This is a genomic window from Staphylococcus sp. AtHG25 (genome assembly GCF_003217445.1).
In the GTDB taxonomy this organism is placed as follows: domain Bacteria; phylum Bacillota; class Bacilli; order Staphylococcales; family Staphylococcaceae; genus Staphylococcus; species Staphylococcus haemolyticus.
Map to the genome: position 1 here is coordinate 18,768 of NZ_QJSN01000010.1, position 20,607 is coordinate 39,374.

A 20,607-nucleotide genomic window follows, 5' to 3' on the forward strand; every position below is an offset into this window, starting at 1 on the left:
TTTTGTTTCTTAGCACTATCATAGTGATTAAATGTAAATTTACCACAACATGATAAACAAATCAAAAATACAATTTTTTATAAATTAATTTCTTGTTATTATTAACTTAAGTTATGAATTTGTTAAAAAATGTCCCGTTATTGCTTCAAATTCAATCATGTATATAGTAATACGATCAATCATACAATTACTAAACAAAATAAAATCATTGAATGCAACACGTAGACATCTCAAATGTATAGGTTCTCATTATGTTCTTTCTTATTTAATTTTTAAAGCGATTTGCAAGTCTTAATACATCTTTTATAATATTCAACAAATTAATAAATAGATTAAAACCCATTTCACGTGGTGAAAAATTCCCTCGCTTCATACGATTGAAATCATACAATGTATATAATAGAAAAAGTATTAAACCTACAACCGTAATGGCAGTGTGATATATAGGATTATGAATGAACATTCCAATCAATCCGGCAATAATTAATGCAATTAATGTTACAAATAAATATTTACCAATACTAGAAGCATCATTAATAATGAAAAAACCTAAAATACCGAAAACTATAAATGCGCCAATTGCTAATAAGACATTTTTATAGAAGACCTCTGGTCCTAAATTTTGCATATAAGTTGTAAAAGTAGCGTATGATAAAAGACCTACAATAATGGCATAAATATGCGAAATAACCAAACCATACTTACGCGCACGTTGAATAAATAATGTTGCCAAAATAAGTACTAATAATGCTATAGATAAAGGACGTCTCCATTCCATAGGTAAGTATTGTCCGAAGTAACATCCAATTCCAAATATAATCCAATAATACATAAAAAATAGCCATACCTTGGCATAATCACGCGTCCTATCTTTATCTCGATGTTTTGTCTTCATGTGATGTGTGTTGTTATACGACTGAGACATACAATGAATCTCTCCTTTTCAGATATCACTTTTTCAACATGATTGTATCGCATTCTAACTACTTTTCAAAAAATAAACCATTAACGAATGATATGTTTTCTACAATTACATTTACATTAGTTATTAATACTAGACCTCAAAATATGAACTACAATTAAATTTAACACAACCTTAAAACCTATTGTTAATCCATTTGGAGCTTAAATTTTCCACTCAACTCATCTTTATTTCTAATAGAAATATTACAAATCACTTAATTTTTTTACTAGAATGTGCAGTCAAATATTTAATGAACGCTATCATATCAACAGATTAGACGCTTTTACATAATAAGAGACAAATATTAACAATATTACAAGATAATAACAATGCCCAAATTGTGTCTTTTTTTTGATAGTATGAATACGTGATATATGTAAATGAATATATAAGATAAATTAATAGTTTAGGAATTTATTAATTATAAATAAAATCAATTTTCTCAAGGAGGACATTTAGTTGAAAAAGTTAGCAGTCGCAGCTTCTGTCGCAACCGGAGCAGTTGCAGTACTATCTAATCACAATGCTGAAGCATCAACTCAACATACTGTAAAATCCGGCGAGTCGCTTTGGAGCATCGCTAGTAAATATAATACATCTGTAGATAGTATTAAGAAGAGCAACAATCTTTCAAACAATATGATTTTCCCTGGTCAAGTTATTACTATTGGGGGCAACAGTAATAACTCTAACAATGCCAGTTCAAATGCAACAACTTCTTCATCAACATATACTGTAAAAGCTGGCGATTCTTTATATGCAATTGCTAGTAAAAATGGTGTAACTGTCAATGCATTAATGAAAGCCAATAATTTATCAGGTTACTTAATTACACCAAATCAAAAATTAAAAATACCTAATGGTTCAACTACAACACCTAGTAAAACAAATCCTAGTACAAACAATAATGTAGGTGGAAGTGGCGGTTATTCTAGTCCAACATTTAGTCACCAAAACCTATATACTGCTGGTCAATGTACATGGTACGTATTCGACCGACGTGCTCAAGCTGGTAAACCAATTAGTACTTATTGGTCAGATGCAAAATATTGGGCAGGTAATGCAGCAGCAGATGGTTATACAGTAGATCATAACGCAACTGTAGGTTCAATCATGCAAACAACTACTGGCTACTATGGACACGTAGCTTATGTTGAACGTGTTAATGCTGATGGTAGTATCTTAATTTCAGAAATGAATTATGCTAACGGACCATATAACACTAATACTAGAACAATTCCTGCATCTGTAGTTTCAAGCTACAACTTCATTCACTAAGAAATTAAATATAGAGTATAAGAGCAGCTAATTAAGTTTAATTGGATTGCTCTTTTTTTGGCACTAAAATAATGCAATTTAATAAATCATCCCACTGTTTCAACTTGAATTCAAAAGATGATTTAAATTCTATTATGTCTTACTTCATATCTAACAAAGAAGGGCTAGCGACAATGTATCGCTAGCCCTTCTTTAATATATTATAAGAAAATGTTCATAACCCAGAATATCAATGCTGCTAAAATCGCAGAGATTGGTAATGTAATAACCCATGTAATTATCATACGTTGTGCAGTGTTCCATTTAACACCTTTAGCTCTGTTAGAAGCACCTACACCAAGAATTGATGATGATACAACGTGTGTAGTAGATAATGGGAAGTGTAATGATGAAGCTACAAATATTGTTAATGCTGATGATAAGTCAGCAGCAGCCCCATTTGCTGGGCGAATTTTCATAATGTTTCCGCCTACTGTTTTAATAATTTTCCATCCACCAATTGCAGTACCTAGACCCATTGCAGTTGCACAGGCAACTTTTACCCATAATGCCGGCTCAACGTTTGTTGGATCTTGAATATTAGCAACGATTAAAGCTAATGTAATGATACCCATTGATTTTTGTGCATCGTTCGTACCATGTGAGAACGATTGCAATGCTGCTGTAAATACTTGGAAGAATCGGAAATTACGATTCGCTCGAGTAAGGTTAGCATTTTTAAAGACAATTTTAACAATCGTGTACATAATGAATCCGACACAAAATGCAATAATTGGTGAAATGATTAAAACAATAATAATCTTAGTAAAACCTTGATAGTGAAGTACACCAAATCCTTGTGCTGCAATCGCTGCACCAGCGATTGAACCTATTAATGCGTGAGATGATGAACTTGGAATACCATAAAACCATGTTAATAAATTCCAAATGATTGCTGCTAAAATAGCGGCTAATACAACTACTAACCCATTATGTAATTTAAATGGATCAACAATATCTTTTGTGATTGTACCGGCAACACCAGTAAATGTTAAAGCACCGATAAAGTTCATAATTGCCGCTAAAAATATTGCAGTTCTAGGGGTCAATGCACGTGTCGATACTGCTGTAGCAATCGCGTTGGCTGTATCATGGAATCCATTGATAAAGTCAAAGATTAAAGAAAATATAACGATAGCTATAGTGATAATTAATACATATTCCATAAATTAAAACTCCCTTAGCTATTTTTCATAATAATCGTTTCGAAATTATTTGCTACAACTTGACATTTATCTGCTATTTCTTCCATGCTTTCATAAATATCTTTTATTTTAATTAGTGTGATTGGATCTGTTTCACTGTTGAAAATGTGTTTAATAGATTGACGTAAAATGCCATCACAATTTGTTTCAAATTCTTTAATATTAATAGAATGAATGCGCATGTGAGATAATTTCTTCTCAACTAATAAACCAACAGCTAATTTCATTTCCGCTACTGCTTTTTGGATATTTTCTACGAATTCTGCCATGTATTCATCTGTATATTCAATTGAATACATTTCAAACATTGCTGAAGTTTCTTCCATTGCGTCAAGAACGTCATCAATTGCATTACATAAAGATAGAATGTCTTCACGTTCAATTGGCGTAATAAATGTTTGATTTAAATCCGTAATAACTTGATGCATTAATTCGTCACCATGTGACTCATATGTCTTGATATTGTCAGAATAAGCTTTTAAATCTAGGTGCGTATTGAAATCCATTTTCCCGAATTCAACTGCAGCACGGTCCAAATTAAATACCATTTCCTCTAATTGAACCATGAACTTATCCTTTTTCTTAGTAAACATTATAAAGCCTCCATTATAGCGATCGTTTCCAATCACATTTGTAAATTTTTATTATTGTAAGACAACTTTAGATAAAGAATACATTTACAATAAGAACATTCAAAGAGTCTATTTTCTGACTATTTGTAAATTTTATGTAAATATAATGTTTTACTGTTATTCACGTAATACTCCATTACTGAATTTATCCCTATTTGAAAATATCACAAAATTTACATAACCACAATTACATTTACAAATTCTTTACAAATACGAAATATTAGATAAATATTGACTTAAATTGAGTGATTAATCGTTCTTTTAGAGTGATTATAGGCGATAACTGCAAAAATACTATAAATGATTGTATAAATACCCATTACAACGAAAATAGGAACTTTATTATCAAAGCCTATAACCTTCATAAAGACCACTGCTGCAAAGTAAGAATGTAATAAGGCAATAATCAGTGGTATACCAAAATTAAATGCCACTTTGAGTTTTAACCCTTTTGCCATGTCTTTTTGAATAAAACCTAATTTACGTAATACAGAATAACTTTCTAACTCATCTTCTGTTTCATCAATTTGTTTAATGTAAATAATACACCCTGTAGCGATTAAAAATGCAATTCCTAAAAATGATGTTACAAATAACAATATTCCAGTCAAACTTGATACTTCGCTCACCACTTCACTACGCGTTTCAACATTACCATCAAGACCCTTTGTTATACTCTCAAGTTTTGGTATATCTCTGTTATGTTTTAAATCAAAACCATATTGTGAAACGATATATTTATTTTTCGCATGTGCTTTCAAATAGTTATAATCTGTATCATTTAAAACTAAAGTAGGACCTCCTAAGTCAATACTCTGTTTAAAATAAATTTTATCCATCACTTTATTCAATTTAATATTTGCATGATGCTTTTTAGTTCCTATAGAAGCCGTACCATGGGGTGTATGATTCGATAAATCATGAATTAACCCTTCAGGCATAATTAAATTAGCCTCACCCTTCTCTATAGAAACATTAGGGAAATATTTTTCACTCGTTACAATAATTGCGTATGGTTGCACCTGATTTTTATCAAATAAATGATCTTTGTATAGTTGAGAATAAACAACTTGTTTAAAGTCGTAATGGTAAGGAATATGATGCCGATTTAATTCAAAACCTAATTCATTAGCTAATTTTTCTTCTTTCAGTGTAACTTCATGAGGAGATTCTAATAGAACTTCATTTGTCAAAGAGCCCCTACTAATCGCAGCGAAACACAATACAGATACAGTTATTGCTGAAATGATTGCCATTACAGTTAATGAAAATGCATTTTTTCTAATTCGAAACATGAGTGATGATGTAAAAATAACATCATTTACAGAAACATTACCACCTTTAAGGTATCTAATCGTCTTTAAAATGAGAGAAATCGTACTTCGAAAGAAAAAGTAAGTTCCTAAAACAGTAAGAATTAGAATAACAAACGATAGTATCACATCATCTACAATCTCGACAAAACGTGACGATAAATAATAACCTGTTAATATCAATACAATACCTAAAACACCTAATATAACTTCTCCTAATGTAAGTGTGATGTGACTATCTTCTTTACTGTCTTGAGAGGCAATTAAACTTTTAATTGAAGATTTACTTAAATAAATAGACGCTTGAATAATGATAAGTATATAAGCAGTGACAAGTATAAATAAAGTTTGCGCAATCGCTTGAAAACTAAAAATGATTGATACAGAAGTATGTATACCTAATAATTTTAAAACAATCATTAATAGTATTTTTGATCCTAAAATACCGATAATCATACCTAATATCGCGGTTATAATAAAAATAAATAATTGTTCAAACATTAGCATATAAATAATACTCTTTTTACCTAAACCAATCGTTTGCAATAATCCGAATTCATAGCTACGTCGTTTAATAAACAACATATTCGTATACATAATAAATACAACAATAATGATAAATAAAAAATAACTTCCCACTTGTGTTCCTTGTTGTATCATTGACAACGATTGATGCACATTTAAGTGATGCACATACTTAATTGTTATAAAACTAAAAAACAACACGATACTTAATACAAGTGAAAAGATATAAATCGCGTAATGAATTATATTCTGTTGAAAGTTCTTCCATATAATTTGACTAAAACTCATACATCATGCCACCTAATATACTTTGCGCACGTAAGATCTCCTTGTGAAAGACATTTTTATCATCTTCACCTTGATAAATTTCAGTAAATATCTGCCCGTCTTTTAACATAATCACACGCTCTGAGAAGCTTGCTGCCAAAGGATCATGCGTTACCATTACTATCGTTGCGTTATAAAGTTCATTAATTTTTTGAAAACGTTGTAATAAATCGCGAGTATTTTTAGAATCAAGAGCCCCTGTTGGCTCATCCGCGAAAATAATCTTAGGATACGTAATAAATGCACGTGCTGCGGATGTTCTTTGTCGCTGTCCACCAGAAATGTCTGATGGATATTTATCACTAATTTCAAAAATATTTAAAGCCTGTGTAATACGTTGATAGCGTTCATTCATTTCTTTTTTATCTAACTTTTGAACTGATAAAGGTAACATGATGTTTTCTTTAACTGTTAACGTATGTAATAAATTATATTCTTGAAAAATAAAACCAATATCTTTTTTTCTAATTTCAGACAACGCTTTATTAGATAATTTCTCTAATTGTTGACCATCTAAAATAATAGAACCATGTGTTAAATAGTCAATTGAACTTAACACGTTTAATAACGTTGTCTTGCCTGATCCCGATGGCCCCATGATAGCTACAAACTCTCCCGCTTCAATTGACAGATCTATATCTTTTAAAACTTCTTGTTCAGTTTGTTTATTTCCATAAGTTTTGGCAATTTGCTTTGCCTGTAATATTGCCACGGTTTTATTCACCTCGCCATTCATTTTATCTGCATGTGCGTTTACTTTAGAAACATCTCACTACTTTAATCAGTTTAATTATAAAAGTTATCGCTTTTGATGAAATGAAGATGGAGTAACAAATCTAAGTTTTAAGGTAACATTGTTGTCACTTGGGTCATACGGGCCATCAATTCATTCTGTTTTGGAAAAGTTAATACAAAAGTAGTCCCCTGTCCTACTGTAGATTCTACTTGAACATTAATACCTAATTGATCCTTTACACTGTTAACCAGATATAGCCCTATTCCTGAAGAAGTTGTCTCATTACGATTCGCAGTCGAAGTGAAACCACGCTCAAATATACGTGGTAAATCCTTGTGACTGATACCTCTACCAAAATCTTTAATTTCTAATGCGACATGACCATCATTTGTATAAGAACGAATAATAATATCTTGTCCTTGAGAATATTTTAATGAGTTAGATAAAATTTGGCGAATCATCATGCGACACCACTTCACATCCGTGTAAACATCTAAGTTTGTTTCTAAATCCAAATCATAGCCTATACCTTTGGCTTGGCTAATATGACGTGTTAATTGGATCTCATCAATCACAAGACGCTTCAGTGATGTCTCTTCAAAATACATGTCTCTATTTTTAGACTCTAAACGCGTTAAATAAAGTTGCTTATCTAACAACTCATTAATACGTGCCCATTCATACAATAATGACTTTTTACGTGTCCCCTCTTCTTCTTGATCGATTAACAACTTCATCGCTGTCACAGGTGTTTTAATATCATGAACAAATTCTGTTAGAGATTGTTCTGTCGATTGTATGTGTAATTGTTGTTCAACAACACGTTCCTTTTGACTCGTTAATTTGCGATAAAGATAATTAACAACTTCCTTTTGAAACGGATCTTCCGCTAAATCTTTATGCTTAATTTCTTCAATTTCTTTATTATTATATAAATGTTGATATAGCTTTACTTCTTTTAAAAAAGTAAAAATTAAAAACATCGCTGTAAGACCGAGATTTAAAGTTACTATAAATCCTATACTCTCGATGGAAATATCATAATCAATGTAAGCCATACCTAATAAAATCAGATGTAGAAACACAATCCAAAAAATCCAGTTACTTCGCGTTTTGAGGAATAACCAAAACCACTTCAAGTTACTCATGTGCCATGTAACCTTTACCTACTTTAGTTTCGATCTGTGTATCCATACCGATATCAGATAATTTTTTACGCAAACGGTTAACGTTAACAGTTAACGTATTATCACTTACAAACGCTTCATCATCCCATAGCGCAGTAATTAAGGTATCTCTAGTAACAATTTGATTTTGCTTTTGAATTAACATTTCTAAAATAATCATTTCAGTCTTCGATAAATAGATAACTGAATCACCTTTTTGAATACTATCTTTTGATAAATCCACAAGTGCATCTTGCCAATTCAATGTTCTCTTTTCTTCTGCTCCAAATTCATAAACACGTCGATAAATGGCTTGCAATTTAGCTATTAAGACGTTTGTATGGAATGGTTTTTGCATATAATCATCGGCTCCCAATTCCATGCTCATGACTTGGTCCATCGGATTATCACGTGATGATAAGAATAAGATGGGGACATTAGATACTTGTCTAATCTTTCTGCACCAATAAAACCCATCGTATTTAGGTAATTGAACATCCATAATAACAATCTCAGGATTTGTTTCTTCATAAATATCCATTACTGCACTAAAATCATCTATACCTGTCACAAAGAAATCCCAATGTTCTAATTCTTTTTTCAATTCTTGGAAGAGTGTTTGATCATCTTCTACTAATAATACTTGCATCACTTTATCACCTATTATTTTGTATATTTCATTTTTTCCCCTGATTGAACCCGTCCGTTAAAATGTTTAATTCGGCAATCAATTTCAAATCCTCGCATAATCAAACCTTGTAATGGTGCTTGAACGAAGTAGTAAATTGGCCATAGTAATTTCGGAATATAATCATATAAATGAACAATGACCAATCTTGTCCCTTTAATTTGCCTAAATTCTAATTTACCTTGTTTCTTTTGATTAGATTTTATCATTGAACCTGAAATCAAGTGTAATGTTATAAGTCCCGAGTCGTTTTCAACTTTTTCCATAATTAATAATGGTTTAGACTTTTTTCGTGCATAAACAATGTATCTATCATTATCTTTATATGTGTGCATGAATGTACCACGTGTATCATTAAGCCATTTCATAAAGTAGTCTACTAAATAGGATAATGTCCATTTCCTAGGTAATATCATTCGCATCGCTGTTCTTATATCATCATATTTAGACATCTGTAATTCAGCATTTATATGCGGTCGTTTAATTTGTGTGTTGGTCTTTTCCACAGGAACACCGTAATTCTCTAGCCTTTGTACTGTCTCACTATCAAATCGACTACCACTTATATATACTATTTTAGACACACCTTGTTGAGCTGCTGCTCTGGCAAAGTTATCTGCGGCGATCAAATTTAAATCTCGTGCCGTTGCTTGCGTTAATTTTGCTGAATTCTTATTAGGATCTAAATAAAAAACAGCAATATCCATACCTTCCATAGCTTTTACAACATGAGTATAATTATAAATATCTCTTTTCAACCAAATAATTCGATCATTATCTTCTTTTTTAGTATTTGGATACTTTGATAAGGCATATATGTTTGCATCTTTTTCAATAACACTACTTATATACTTACCAATATAACCACTACCACCTGCTAATAGTACATTCGGTTTCATATTTAAGATTACCCCTTTAGTCTAAAAGTTTTTTATTTTATGTATATCTAAGATTTATTGCTATAATACCATGTAAGACACAATAGTTTATTAATTTGGGAGGACGCCTTATGGCTCATATTATTCGTGAAATTAGTATAAAAGACGTTGAAGACTTTATTAAATTATTAAGTAAAATTTATGATGAATCTGAATATACATTATATAACCCGGGTGAATATACGCCCAGCATCTCAAGTGTTAGTGATCATTTAGAACGCATTATCACTTCTCCAAGAAATACTGTTTATGTTGCAGAGCAAGATGATCAACTGGTTGGTTACGCATTCATTACAACTGAAGATTTTGAGCGCAAACGTCACGAAGCAGTTATCACAATTGGTGTTAGACAACTATATCAGAAACATGGCATAGGTATGGCCTTAGTAAATGCGACTGAAGCTTGGTCAATCAACCATGATATTAGACGTATTGAAGCTTCCGTTGTCCCTGAAAACGCGCGCGCAGTTGAACTCTTTAAAGCTGCTGGATTTAATATTGAGGGCGAATTAAAGGATAAGCTATACATTAATGGTCAATACTTCAATAAATATGTCATGGCCAAACTGCTTATTTAGTATTTAAATTTACTATCATTATATTATACTCTAGTCTCAATAATATTAAACAACATTACTAAAATGTTAGATTAAATAACAATATACCTATAGTAATTAAATAGCACTATCATAAATTAATAGAAATTAAAAAGGCTTACTTCCTTAATGATTTAACATTTAGGAAATAAGCCTTTTATTCTTAGCTATAGTGTTGTCACTAATAGTTTGATAATTTTATCACTTCATCGTGGTTAGTAAGGTGATAATGAGAAACTTTTATCCGAACTCGTAGAACCATCAAATGGAGATTGCTGATTTTGTTCTACACCAGATGATGAAGTATTTCTGCTTAAGAATGCGAGTACACGTTTCATATTCTCTTTAGATTCTGGCTTCTCTAAATGAAATTGATATTGATGATGTAAATGATGTGAACCATTATAGAACAATGTATTAGCAGGAATGCCTTCTTCCTTCAACTTACGGTAAAATTCAATATTTTGACTGTAGAAAGGATCAGCATCACCTACTGATAGATACGTTGAAGGATAATCTTTAGTCACTTGATTAATTGTTGACATTTGAGAAATATTTTTAAATTCTGATTCCCATTTTGTTGCACCAGTATAACTATGCATAAACATTTGAATTCTTGGGAATTCCGTTTCTCTAACTGTCTTCATATCATAAAAACCACCGAAAAAGATAGCGCCTTTTATTTGTGATGGTGTAAAACGCTGTTCAAATCCCATTTCACTTCGTAGTGAACTATTTGTTTGCATAGCAACATATTGACTTGTAAGTTGTGCACCGGCAGAGTCACCGCCTATAACAACTTGATCTAAATCAATTGGAAAGCGGTCTTTATTATGCTTAATAAATTGAATTGCATCATCAAATTGAATGAGTGGCGTAGGATATTTATAATTAGGTGCTAAAGCATAGTTAACATTGACTACTACATAGCCTTGTTCCACAATTTGCGATAGCAATGGATTTTTATATTGTTTATCACCTGCAACATACCCACCCCCATGCATCCAGAAGATAACCGGCAATTTAGTATCCTTATCTACATCGTCAGGCATCATAATATCAAGTTGGCTTTCAGGAAGATGATTATTATAGGTAATATTTTGAAATAATTTGACGTTAGGATTATTAATTTGAACTTTTTCACGTTGTTGTTTTTTCTTCTCACTCTCTTGTTGATGGTGGTATAGTCCCCAAGCAACTACAACACTCACAATCAATATAATGACACCTGTGATGATCGTCCATTTTTTCTGAGTATTCATTCCCTACGTTCCTTTCAATTGATTATAGAAAGTTTGCTTATTCATTTAATAGAAAAAGCAACCCGTATAATCATACGAATTGCTTTTAAGATTAAAACATTCACTTTCAATTGTAAAGTATTGCTATTTTAAATCTATGCTATATGATCTTTATTATCACTCTTACGTACATAGTATTTAATTAATACTGCAACTACGATAAACAGACCAACAACACCCATAATGTTATATAAGAAGTTAATTAAGTCTGCGAAACCTACAAAGCTTAAAATAAATGCAGCAATCATCATAATAATGATAAAGATGTGATACTTTTTACTATATGGTTCTGTAAAACGTGCTGCGAATGAATAGCATAGTCCTAAGATTGTATTGTACATAACTGCTAACATGATGACAGTTAGAACAAGACCAATCCATGGATGAATAGCATTAGCTAATGTTAATGTTGGAATTTCAACATCTTTGATTTTAGGATATTCAGATTGTAGTGCAAAGTTAATTAGAGCAAGTAAGATAGTGTAAACCACACCGCCAAACATTGCACCTCCACCTGAAACTTTACGTTTAGAAGCGTCGCCTCCAATTGCAACAACTGTACTAAAGCCCACTGCAAAAGCTAGACCACCATACATTAATCCTCTAACTATACCCCAAAATACACTTGCTTTATCAACAGTACTGTTAACTTCATTTAATGGAACGCTACCTGCAAATAAGTAGTAAACGGCAATAAGTATTACCATAATTATTAAGAATGGTGTGACGAAACCAAGTGCGCTCACGATTTTGTTAAAGTCTAATAATAATGTTAAATAAATGACAATAGTCATAATTAAGGCACCTAACCACGTAGGTATGCCAAAACTCTCTTGGAATGTTGCACCAGACCCTGCAATCATAGTGACTGCTATACCAAATAAGAAGAATACTAATATATAATCGAAGATTTTACTAAACTTTTCTCCGAATAAATATTTTAATGTTGACTCATGATTCGTAGCTTCAAATGCTGTACCTATTTTAGCAACTTGTCTACCTATAAAACCAAGAATCAAACCTGAAATAAGTACACCAATATAAGACCATAAACCATATGGTGTAAAGAATTGCATAACTTCTTGTCCAGTTGAGAATCCGGCACCTACTACAATGCCGACATAGGCGAAACCAATTTTTACAGCTTCTTTATTTAATCCCATGCGAAAATATAACCTCCTTAAATTTGACACATTGTGCATTATAACGCACTTCAAATAATATGCAACAGTGCATAAAGGTTACGAACCGGCGTTTATCGGCTATAAACACTATGCTATATACACTTGTTAAGGATTTAAAATTCTTTAAAAATTATTATAATTATCTTATTTTTCATAAATAAGTAACTAGTAAATCATATTTAATTTTAGATTAATGAGGAACATCATATCTACATCTTCAAACAGATAATAGCGATCATTATAGAGGAGGTAAAAAATAAGTTTAGGAGTAACTGCAAGTTTAATATTGGCTATTATCGCACTAGTCATTAGTTTTTTTAATAAATAATTAAATTTAAAAATGACTTGAATTAAAAAGGCTGAGACAAAATTAAATGTCTCAGCCTATTTTACCAATTTGGCAATAGCTGACTGATTTGAAATTGACCTTGAATCAAGTTTTCTCAAACCTAGTCATCCTTGCTTGGTAGGCGGGGCCCCAGCAAAGAGAATTTCCTAAAGAAATTCTACAGGCTAAGCAAGCTAGGGATACAACGAAATAAATTTTGAAAAATACTATTTCTGACCCACTACCATATATAAAATCTAGAAAGTAATTATTTGCTCAATGATGCAATCATTTACATGCTGATTAATTAGAATTTCCATATTGTTGTAATTCATTAATATCAACAACAACATTATCCATACGTTTAGCTGTTTCTTTAAGTGCATTTCTTGCAACATGATTACTTGGATCTAATTTCAAAATTTGTTTAGCAACTTTGAAAGCTTCAGTATCAGTAATAACAGGTTCTGGAATGGCATGTAATAATAACATTTGTAATAGACTCTTAATTTCTTTACCATTCGTCAACTGAATGGACGCTTGTGCATGGTAATAAGCAGAATCCAATGCCCCTTCTATCTCACTTAGGGGATAGACAAGTAATAGAAATGCTAAATCATGCAATTCAGACGTTTCTTCAAATTTAATCATATCTAAAATACAAGTATAAAACATCATGCTTTCATTTTCATGTGCACATGAAATGTAGGCTTCTTCAAAATCTAAAAAGTCTGCTTTGGCCATTAGTTGTCTAACTTGTTCAAATTCTCCACTTAAAACGTATTCCTTGATGCTACTTTGCATGACCTTGCCCACCTACTCTTTCGCTTTACTATAATAATCTATTTTATCACAATCAATTGTCACTTTCATTTTATAAATTACTTAATTGTAAAATTTATTTTGCGCATTTATTTGATTATTATATTCACCCAGATTATTTAAACATTAGTCAAATGTATTTTCTTTAAATGAAGTTTGAGCGACTTCTTGTATCGCTTCATCAGTTGTTCCGCCAACTGAGAGTTTCACTGCGGCAGTAAAACTACCTTCTACTATTGGTGCATCTATCTTCTTAACATGATGTGGTCCTTCATACATCTCAATTGCTAAATCTAAATTCATTTCAGAAGAACCTAGATCATAAAAGCACAATGCGTCATCATCTAAGTTATTGATAATATTTTGAATATCATCAAATGATGTACCTATGCCTCCATCGACACCGCCGTGAGCTATGACGTTAACATCTTGCGCCATCTGATTAAGCAATGCTTTAGTACCATTCGCAATGTCTTCACTATGGCTGATAATTATAATTGTTGTCATTCAATCTCATCTCCAATCAGTGCACTTAATACGTAAACCATACTTTGAGCACCAGGGTCGATATAACCTATTGAATCCTTTTTAAAGTATGCTGCACGTCCTTTTGTAGCTTCTATCTCTTTCGTATCAGTAGCAAATTGTTGTAATATCTCTAATGTGATTGTTTCATCATTTTCTAAAGCTTCACGCGCTCGATCTACAACATCAAACATAGTCTTCTCATCTCGTTGTACTTTACCTCTCTGGGCAATCGCATTAGCAAATTCAGTAACAACAGCTTTTAAATTTTCTTTATCCATTTCATCATTAACAACATTAGCCATCTTAACAAAGCTAAATCCATATAATGGACCAGATGCACCACCAATATTTGACATTAATGCCATACCGGTAGATTTAAATAGCGATGACATACTACTATCATCTATCTTGTCTTTCAAACTTTTAAATCCACGCAACATATTGACACCATGATCGCCATCACCAATTGCTCTATCTAAATCCGTTAATAATGTTTCTTTCTCTGAAAACACTGCCTCTAAATTTAATAATCGTTGTTTCATATCTTTAACATCCATTTTTAATCACCTCAGTTGAATGTGGTTTTCTTTTTAAAAGTAGCGAGACGTAGTAGGTGCTTGTAAAGCTTTGAGTAGTTCTTCATTATTAGGAAGTAGTGTGATTGAAAAACCTTGCATATCTAATGAAGTCATATAGTCACCAACAAACCATTGCGCTACATCTCTATTTTGCTTTTCTAAATAAAGTGAACAATATTTAGTCACAATATTTAACTCTGATAGTGGTGTACCACCCATTCCATTAACTATAACGATTAATGATTGCTCTTGATTTTCTTTAAGTAATCGACTTAATAACCGTTCAATGATACTATCGATTTCTTCATAGTGTATTCGTTCAATTCCTTTTTCCCCATGAATACCTATCCCAATTTCTATATCCTCATCATTAATATCAAATCCATATTGGCCTGTTGTCGGAACCATTGGTGGTGTCAGTGCCATACCAATACTTTTAATTTGTGAAGCTATTGTTTCCGCTTTTTCTTTAATATCCTGTAGAGCTAAACCTTGTTCAGCTAAATAGCCTACATATTTATGAACGCATACTGTGCCTGCAACACCACGTCTTTGCGTTTCTTCAGACACTGATATGTCATCTTTAACGACAACCATCTCTACTTGAATATCTTCCATTTCTGCCATTTCTTGCGCCATTTCAAAGTTCATTACATCGCCAGCATAATTTTTAACAATTAATAAAACACCATCACCAGTATCGACAGCCTTAATTGCTTCTAACACTTTATCAGGTGTTGGTGAAGTAAATACTTCTCCGCAAACCGCCGCATCAAGCATCCCTTGCGCAACATAACCTGCATGAGCCGGTTCATGTCCACTACCGCCACCTGAAACAATCGCTACGCCTTTAGATTTCTTTTTACGTCGCACGACAACAGTTTCTGCAATGATTTCGATATCATTATTTGCTATTTTTAAACCGTCTAGCATATCTTTTAAAAAGTTTTCTTTTTGTTTTATTAGCTTTTTCATATGTAACCTCCTCCTTTGGCCTATCAATTTAATTATAAATCAAGCATAATGTATGCGCTATCATTTACATATAAATCGACTTTAATAAAAAAGTGGAAATGGAACAGAATTTGTCCTTATCCAAACACAGAGAATTTCAGCGTAAAATTCATTAATAGGGTCTGTCCACTCCCACGAAGATTACTACAATCGTAAAAAGTTTAATATTTAACTAATTAGAAACGATGTCTTACATATATTTTATCCTTCAGCATCACTATTCAATGCACCAATTTTTAAATACTTTGAGATTTATACATTAAATAAATGAAGTAAGGTGCGCCTATAATAGCAACTACAATACCAGCAGGTACCCCTGTCGGTTCAAGAATAACCTTACCAATGGTATCTGATAAAACAAGTAAGAAGGCACCTACAATAATTGAAATTGGTAAAAATAGTTGATGACGCGGTCCAATAATTGATTTTGCAATGTGTGGCCCCATTAAACCAATAAATGCAATAGCACCTGCAACAGCCACGGCAATTGATGATAAAACAACAGCAATAAAGAATAAAACTACACGTTCACGTTCAATCTTAACACCAAGTCCTTTTGCAATATGCTCATGTGTATTAATTAAGTTCAATACATTAGATTTATATAAAAGAAATGGAATAATAATGATAAGCCATGGAATAATTGCAATTACAAATGTAAAGTCATCCCCCCAGATATTACCAGCAAACCAAGTAGCAATAAATTCTGACTGATCTTCATTAAATTTAGACATAAGCGTAATAGAACCACCATATAAGGCTGTCTGCATACCTACACCAATTAGCACCATACTTGAAGGTGTAATGCCATCTCTCTTGTTCACACTAAATAAAAAGATAACAATTGCAGTAGCTACACCACCAATGACACTAATCACTGGTAACACATACACAAAATTATCAGGGTTAATATGTCCTATTGAAATAAATAGCGCTATGGCGAAACCACCGCCAGCATTAATACCTAAAATACCTGGCTCTGCAATTGGATTCTTAGTGACACTTTGAATAATAGCACCACTTAAACTTAACGCAGCACCTGCTAAAATAGTAATTAACATTCGTGGAAAACGAAATTCCATTAAGATTAATTGATCATAATATTCACCTTGACCTATGAGCGTCTTTAAAAAATGATCAACCGGAATTTTATATTCTCCTGAAGACACACTCCATGTACATGCGACTAATAATAATATTGAAAAAATTACTAAAGTAACAATTTGTTTTCGTCTTAATTTAGGATGAATCATATTGTGCGCCCCCCTCTTTTAACTAAGTATAAGAAGTAAGGCACACCGATAAATGAAATAATCGCTCCCACTGGCGCTTCACCTAACATTCGTGCAACAGTATCAGCTAAAATCATAAGTAAACCGCCTGTTAAAGCTGTTAATGGTAATACCTTTGCGTAGTCTGTGCCTACTAAGAATCTGACAATGTGAGGCACCATCAAGCCAACAAAGGCAATTTGTCCTACCATTGAAACGGCTACCCCCGCTAATATCATTGTTAAGAACAAACTTACTCCACGAATCAACGTGATATTTTGTCCCAAGCCTTTAGCAAGTGTCTCTCCTAAATTTAAAATCGTTAATTGTTTACTCATTGTTATGATGATAACAATAGCAATGATAATAACAGGTCCGCTCCACATAAGTTGTTTCCAAGTCGTACCTGAAACACCACCAGCAGTCCAGAAAGTAAGTGTTTGATTCAGCTTAAATGTTAAAGCAATACCTTGACTCAAAGCCGTTAAAAGTGCACTTACAGCAGCACCTGCTAAAATGATTCTCATAGGATTGAAGCCATCACGTCTAGATCGACCTATTGTTAAGACAATAAAGCCACCCAACATCGCACCTAAAAACCCTGCACACATGAGCATTAAGAATGGTGCTGCGGGATAAAAAGCAAATGTTAACGCCAATGCAAATGAAGCCCCAGAGTTTAAACCTATTAAACTTGGATCTGCAAGTCCGTTTTTAGTTACGCCTTGAATAACAGCACCAGCAACTGATAATGCCATTCCAACTAATACCGCACCTAAATCACGCGGTATACGTATCTCACTAATAATATTATGTTGTTGATTTTTAGGATTATAATGAAAAATAGCATCCATAATAGTTGAAAAACTAATTTTCGCTTCACCTATCAAGATAGATACAAGCAATGCGCCTATTAACAACACAAAGACTAAAATAATATAGCCAATAAAACCTATGTTTACTTTTTTATCTTTCTCCATCATGATAAAAATTCCCTTTTCTTAGTTTATCTATATATTATGAATAATTACGTTCGAATAAGTCATATGTCACTAACAATGGTTTACCTGTACGAGGGTCCGTACTAAGTACGACATCAATATTAAACACTTTTTCTAGAATATCTTTAGTCAACACGTCTTCAGTAGCGCCACAAGCAATGATTTCACCTTTCTTCATAGCGATAAGATGATCAGAAAAACGAATAGCCTGGTTAATGTCGTGTAAGACCATTATGATGGTACAACCTTGTTCTTTATTTAATTGTTGAACTAATTCTAAAATTTCTAATTGATGTGAGATATCTAAATATGTTGTGGGTTCATCTAGGAAAATAATGTCTGTTTTTTGAGCCAATGCCATCGCAATCCAAACTCGTTGACGCTGACCACCACTTAAATCATTAATAGAACGATGTCTAAATTCAGATGTGCCAGTAACATTTAAAGCCCAATCAATCTCTTTTTTATCTTCAGCAGATAGACGGCCGAACCCTTTTTGATGTGGAAAACGACCATAAGATACTAATTCTCCAACTGTAAGACCATCTGCTACTTCTGGTGTTTGTGGTAATATAGCAATTTTTTTAGCAATTTCTTTAGTTGATTGCGTATGAATATTTTCACCATCTAATTGAATTTCGCCATTTTTGATTGTTAATAAGCGTGACAATGCTTTTAATAATGTAGATTTCCCACAACCATTAGGCCCAATGATAGACGTAACCTTGCCATCTGGTATTTCTACATCTAAATTGTTAATAATCGTATGATCCCCATATCCAATTTCTACTTGTTCCGCTTTTAAACGATTCATGCTTTCCCTACTTTCATAATAAATAACTTTATGTACGATTGAGTTTTCCAATTGATAATAATTATCATAGTCAATAGAGGTATTATAACATCTTTGTAAATAACTGACTATTTGTAATCGACAAAACAAAGGTTAGGTATTTCATTAATTGATGTCGTCATATCACCTTCACCAATATATTGAAACACCTAACCTTACTCATTCTCATTATTCATCTGCTAAAAAGCCATTACCATATACATCTCTCACATCATGCACAACTAAAAAAGCTTGATTATCAATCTTTCGTATAATTTTCTTAGCTCGAGACACTTGTGTTTTTGCAACGACAACATATAATACGTCTTTTTCTTCACGACTATAATAGCCTCGACCATCTAATATTGTGAGACCTCGTCCAACTTGTTCATCTATCGCTTTCGCTACTTGGTCAGGCTTACTTGAAATAATTGTCATTGCTTTTTTAGTATTTAAACCTTCTATAACATATTCCATAACTTTGGTACCTATATATAATGATATAACTGTTACTAAGGCCATCTGCAATGGTAATACAGTTAATGATATGAGTACTACAATCAAATCAAAAAACAATAACGCATATGCAGTACTTACATCTAAATATTTATTAGCAATTTGTGCTAGTATCGTTGTCCCTGCAGTTGTACCACCAGCTAAAACAATAATACCAATGCCCAACCCAACACAAGAGCCACCAAATATAGCGTTAATAATGATATTTCCAGTTTCGACGTGCCAAGACTCAGTTAAACTTAAAAACACTGAGATAAGTACAGTTGCCACAATAGTTAATAACATACTTTTTTTACTTAAAAATTTATACCCTACAATGATCAGTAGTGCATTTGCTACAAAGTTCGTGATGGCTGGAGAAATGTGAAACGCATAATATAATACAATGGCTATACCTGTTACGCCACCTTCTCCTAAATTACCTGAGATAACGAATGCATTAACTCCAGCTGAAAATATGAAAGAGCCTAGTATAACTAAAAGTAAATCTTTAATATTTTTATTCACATACACCAACCCCTTTTAATGTAATATCATTAAAAAGGTTATCACAATCACTAGTGAAGCTACAATATGCATTTTAGAAATAGTCTATATCTAGATTATTTTCAAAGTATATTTCTATTTCATCATGTTTAAGTGAACTAATTTAAAAACAAATATAAATTTTCTGAATTTTTTGTTTACTTTGTCAATTACATTTGCTATAATGTGTATAACTTCTTGATAAGAGAAGTTATCTCCTTTGTGTTGTTTATAGTAACAAAACAAATTTTGCTCGAAGTACTGTGACAGTACCTAGTCCTTACCGTTACAAGTACATTA

General features: G+C 32.3%; 20 protein-coding genes. 2 read left to right on the forward strand and 18 right to left on the reverse strand.

The window, feature by feature from the left end; all coding sequences use genetic code 11:
* Positions 1-265: 265 nt before the first annotated feature.
* Positions 266-925 (reverse strand): Bax inhibitor-1/YccA family protein, encoded by a 660-nt coding sequence (locus BDW31_RS08350; protein WP_037536498.1) that lies wholly within the window; start codon positions 923-925, stop codon positions 266-268.
* A 498-nt stretch (positions 926-1,423) separates the two neighbouring features.
* Here BDW31_RS08350 and BDW31_RS08355 point away from each other — a divergent pair, with 498 nt between their 5' ends.
* Positions 1,424-2,242 (forward strand): LysM peptidoglycan-binding domain-containing protein, encoded by an 819-nt coding sequence (locus BDW31_RS08355; protein WP_053017209.1) that lies wholly within the window; start codon positions 1,424-1,426, stop codon positions 2,240-2,242.
* A 200-nt stretch (positions 2,243-2,442) separates the two neighbouring features.
* Here the strand turns inward: BDW31_RS08355 and BDW31_RS08360 are convergent, their stop codons facing one another.
* The 7 genes from BDW31_RS08360 to BDW31_RS08390 all read right to left on the reverse strand — a co-directional run bounded on the left by BDW31_RS08360 (position 2,443) and on the right by BDW31_RS08390 (position 9,772).
* On the reverse strand, positions 2,443-3,447 hold the full coding sequence (locus tag BDW31_RS08360) for an inorganic phosphate transporter (protein ID WP_053024944.1): 1,005 nt from the start codon (positions 3,445-3,447) through the stop codon (positions 2,443-2,445).
* A gap of 14 nt (positions 3,448-3,461) precedes the next feature.
* A complete protein-coding gene (locus BDW31_RS08365; protein WP_011276491.1) occupies positions 3,462-4,079 on the reverse strand; it encodes a DUF47 domain-containing protein in 618 nt (205 codons plus the stop codon).
* Between the two features lie 275 nt (positions 4,080-4,354).
* The gene (locus BDW31_RS08370) at positions 4,355-6,244 is read right to left on the reverse strand and encodes an FtsX-like permease family protein (RefSeq protein ID WP_053024945.1); all 1,890 of its coding nucleotides are present in this window, start codon (positions 6,242-6,244) and stop codon (positions 4,355-4,357) included.
* Complete coding sequence (locus BDW31_RS08375; RefSeq protein ID WP_053024946.1) at positions 6,234-6,995, reverse strand: ABC transporter ATP-binding protein; 762 nt, start codon at positions 6,993-6,995, stop codon at positions 6,234-6,236. Before BDW31_RS08375 ends, BDW31_RS08370 begins: the two co-directional genes overlap by 11 nt.
* Positions 6,996-7,126: 131 nt before the next feature.
* Positions 7,127-8,167, reverse strand: coding sequence for a HAMP domain-containing histidine kinase (locus BDW31_RS08380; RefSeq protein ID WP_053024947.1), 1,041 nt, complete (start codon positions 8,165-8,167; stop codon positions 7,127-7,129).
* A complete protein-coding gene (gene graR / locus BDW31_RS08385; RefSeq protein ID WP_011276495.1) occupies positions 8,160-8,834 on the reverse strand; it encodes a response regulator transcription factor GraR/ApsR in 675 nt (224 codons plus the stop codon). Before graR ends, BDW31_RS08380 begins: the two co-directional genes overlap by 8 nt.
* A gap of 14 nt (positions 8,835-8,848) precedes the next feature.
* The gene (locus BDW31_RS08390) at positions 8,849-9,772 is read right to left on the reverse strand and encodes an NAD(P)H-binding protein (protein ID WP_037548326.1); all 924 of its coding nucleotides are present in this window, start codon (positions 9,770-9,772) and stop codon (positions 8,849-8,851) included.
* Positions 9,773-9,882: 110 nt separating this feature from the next.
* Between BDW31_RS08390 and BDW31_RS08395 the strand changes: the two genes are divergently transcribed.
* Positions 9,883-10,389: a GNAT family N-acetyltransferase gene (locus BDW31_RS08395; protein WP_110709519.1), complete on the forward strand. Its 507-nt coding sequence runs from the start codon at positions 9,883-9,885 to the stop codon at positions 10,387-10,389.
* Between the two features lie 233 nt (positions 10,390-10,622).
* On the opposite strand, the gene BDW31_RS08400 is transcribed toward BDW31_RS08395, so the two are convergent.
* The 10 genes from BDW31_RS08400 to BDW31_RS08450 form a co-directional block, all read right to left on the reverse strand.
* The gene (locus BDW31_RS08400) at positions 10,623-11,669 is read right to left on the reverse strand and encodes an alpha/beta hydrolase (RefSeq protein ID WP_053024948.1); all 1,047 of its coding nucleotides are present in this window, start codon (positions 11,667-11,669) and stop codon (positions 10,623-10,625) included.
* A 134-nt stretch (positions 11,670-11,803) separates the two neighbouring features.
* Positions 11,804-12,871 (reverse strand): YkvI family membrane protein, encoded by a 1,068-nt coding sequence (locus BDW31_RS08405; RefSeq protein WP_110709521.1) that lies wholly within the window; start codon positions 12,869-12,871, stop codon positions 11,804-11,806.
* 652 nt (positions 12,872-13,523) lie between these two features.
* Positions 13,524-14,024, reverse strand: coding sequence for a hypothetical protein (locus tag BDW31_RS08415; RefSeq protein WP_037548314.1), 501 nt, complete (start codon positions 14,022-14,024; stop codon positions 13,524-13,526).
* A 144-nt stretch (positions 14,025-14,168) separates the two neighbouring features.
* Positions 14,169-14,549 carry a dihydroxyacetone kinase phosphoryl donor subunit DhaM gene (gene dhaM / locus BDW31_RS08420; protein ID WP_053019306.1) on the reverse strand — a complete coding sequence of 127 codons (381 nt, stop codon included), beginning with the start codon at positions 14,547-14,549 and terminating at the stop codon, positions 14,169-14,171.
* Entirely contained in the window at positions 14,546-15,127 is a 582-nt protein-coding gene (dhaL, locus tag BDW31_RS08425) for a dihydroxyacetone kinase subunit DhaL (protein WP_037548306.1), read from the reverse strand. The genes dhaM and dhaL overlap by 4 nt, the downstream gene beginning before the upstream one ends.
* A 33-nt stretch (positions 15,128-15,160) precedes the next feature.
* On the reverse strand, positions 15,161-16,123 hold the full coding sequence (gene dhaK / locus BDW31_RS08430) for a dihydroxyacetone kinase subunit DhaK (RefSeq protein ID WP_053024950.1): 963 nt from the start codon (positions 16,121-16,123) through the stop codon (positions 15,161-15,163).
* A 275-nt stretch (positions 16,124-16,398) separates the two neighbouring features.
* The gene (locus BDW31_RS08435; RefSeq protein ID WP_085059825.1) at positions 16,399-17,415 is read right to left on the reverse strand and encodes a FecCD family ABC transporter permease; all 1,017 of its coding nucleotides are present in this window, start codon (positions 17,413-17,415) and stop codon (positions 16,399-16,401) included.
* Entirely contained in the window at positions 17,412-18,416 is a 1,005-nt protein-coding gene (locus tag BDW31_RS08440; protein WP_053024951.1) for a FecCD family ABC transporter permease, read from the reverse strand. The genes BDW31_RS08435 and BDW31_RS08440 overlap by 4 nt, the downstream gene beginning before the upstream one ends.
* Positions 18,417-18,450: 34 nt before the next feature.
* Entirely contained in the window at positions 18,451-19,248 is a 798-nt protein-coding gene (locus tag BDW31_RS08445) for an ABC transporter ATP-binding protein (RefSeq protein ID WP_037548294.1), read from the reverse strand.
* A 207-nt stretch (positions 19,249-19,455) separates the two neighbouring features.
* Positions 19,456-20,289 (reverse strand): YitT family protein, encoded by an 834-nt coding sequence (locus BDW31_RS08450; protein ID WP_037548291.1) that lies wholly within the window; start codon positions 20,287-20,289, stop codon positions 19,456-19,458.
* Positions 20,290-20,607 lie beyond the last annotated feature (318 nt).

Coding starts and splice junctions, on each gene's coding strand:
- BDW31_RS08390 (WP_037548326.1), bottom strand. CDS start 9,772: ATGAAACCGAATGTACTATTAGCAGGTGGTAGTGGTTATATTGGTAAG.
- BDW31_RS08350 (WP_037536498.1), bottom strand. CDS start 925: ATGTCTCAGTCGTATAACAACACACATCACATGAAGACAAAACATCGA.
- BDW31_RS08360 (WP_053024944.1), bottom strand. CDS start 3,447: ATGGAATATGTATTAATTATCACTATAGCTATCGTTATATTTTCTTTA.
- BDW31_RS08415 (WP_037548314.1), bottom strand. CDS start 14,024: ATGCAAAGTAGCATCAAGGAATACGTTTTAAGTGGAGAATTTGAACAA.
- BDW31_RS08370 (WP_053024945.1), bottom strand. CDS start 6,244: ATGAGTTTTAGTCAAATTATATGGAAGAACTTTCAACAGAATATAATT.
- dhaK (WP_053024950.1), bottom strand. CDS start 16,123: ATGAAAAAGCTAATAAAACAAAAAGAAAACTTTTTAAAAGATATGCTA.
- BDW31_RS08400 (WP_053024948.1), bottom strand. CDS start 11,669: ATGAATACTCAGAAAAAATGGACGATCATCACAGGTGTCATTATATTG.
- BDW31_RS08380 (WP_053024947.1), bottom strand. CDS start 8,167: ATGAGTAACTTGAAGTGGTTTTGGTTATTCCTCAAAACGCGAAGTAAC.
- BDW31_RS08395 (WP_110709519.1), top strand. CDS start 9,883: ATGGCTCATATTATTCGTGAAATTAGTATAAAAGACGTTGAAGACTTT.
- BDW31_RS08445 (WP_037548294.1), bottom strand. CDS start 19,248: ATGAATCGTTTAAAAGCGGAACAAGTAGAAATTGGATATGGGGATCAT.
- BDW31_RS08405 (WP_110709521.1), bottom strand. CDS start 12,871: ATGGGATTAAATAAAGAAGCTGTAAAAATTGGTTTCGCCTATGTCGGC.
- dhaM (WP_053019306.1), bottom strand. CDS start 14,549: ATGACAACAATTATAATTATCAGCCATAGTGAAGACATTGCGAATGGT.
- BDW31_RS08435 (WP_085059825.1), bottom strand. CDS start 17,415: ATGATTCATCCTAAATTAAGACGAAAACAAATTGTTACTTTAGTAATT.
- dhaL (WP_037548306.1), bottom strand. CDS start 15,127: ATGGATGTTAAAGATATGAAACAACGATTATTAAATTTAGAGGCAGTG.
- graR (WP_011276495.1), bottom strand. CDS start 8,834: ATGCAAGTATTATTAGTAGAAGATGATCAAACACTCTTCCAAGAATTG.
- BDW31_RS08365 (WP_011276491.1), bottom strand. CDS start 4,079: ATGTTTACTAAGAAAAAGGATAAGTTCATGGTTCAATTAGAGGAAATG.
- BDW31_RS08440 (WP_053024951.1), bottom strand. CDS start 18,416: ATGATGGAGAAAGATAAAAAAGTAAACATAGGTTTTATTGGCTATATT.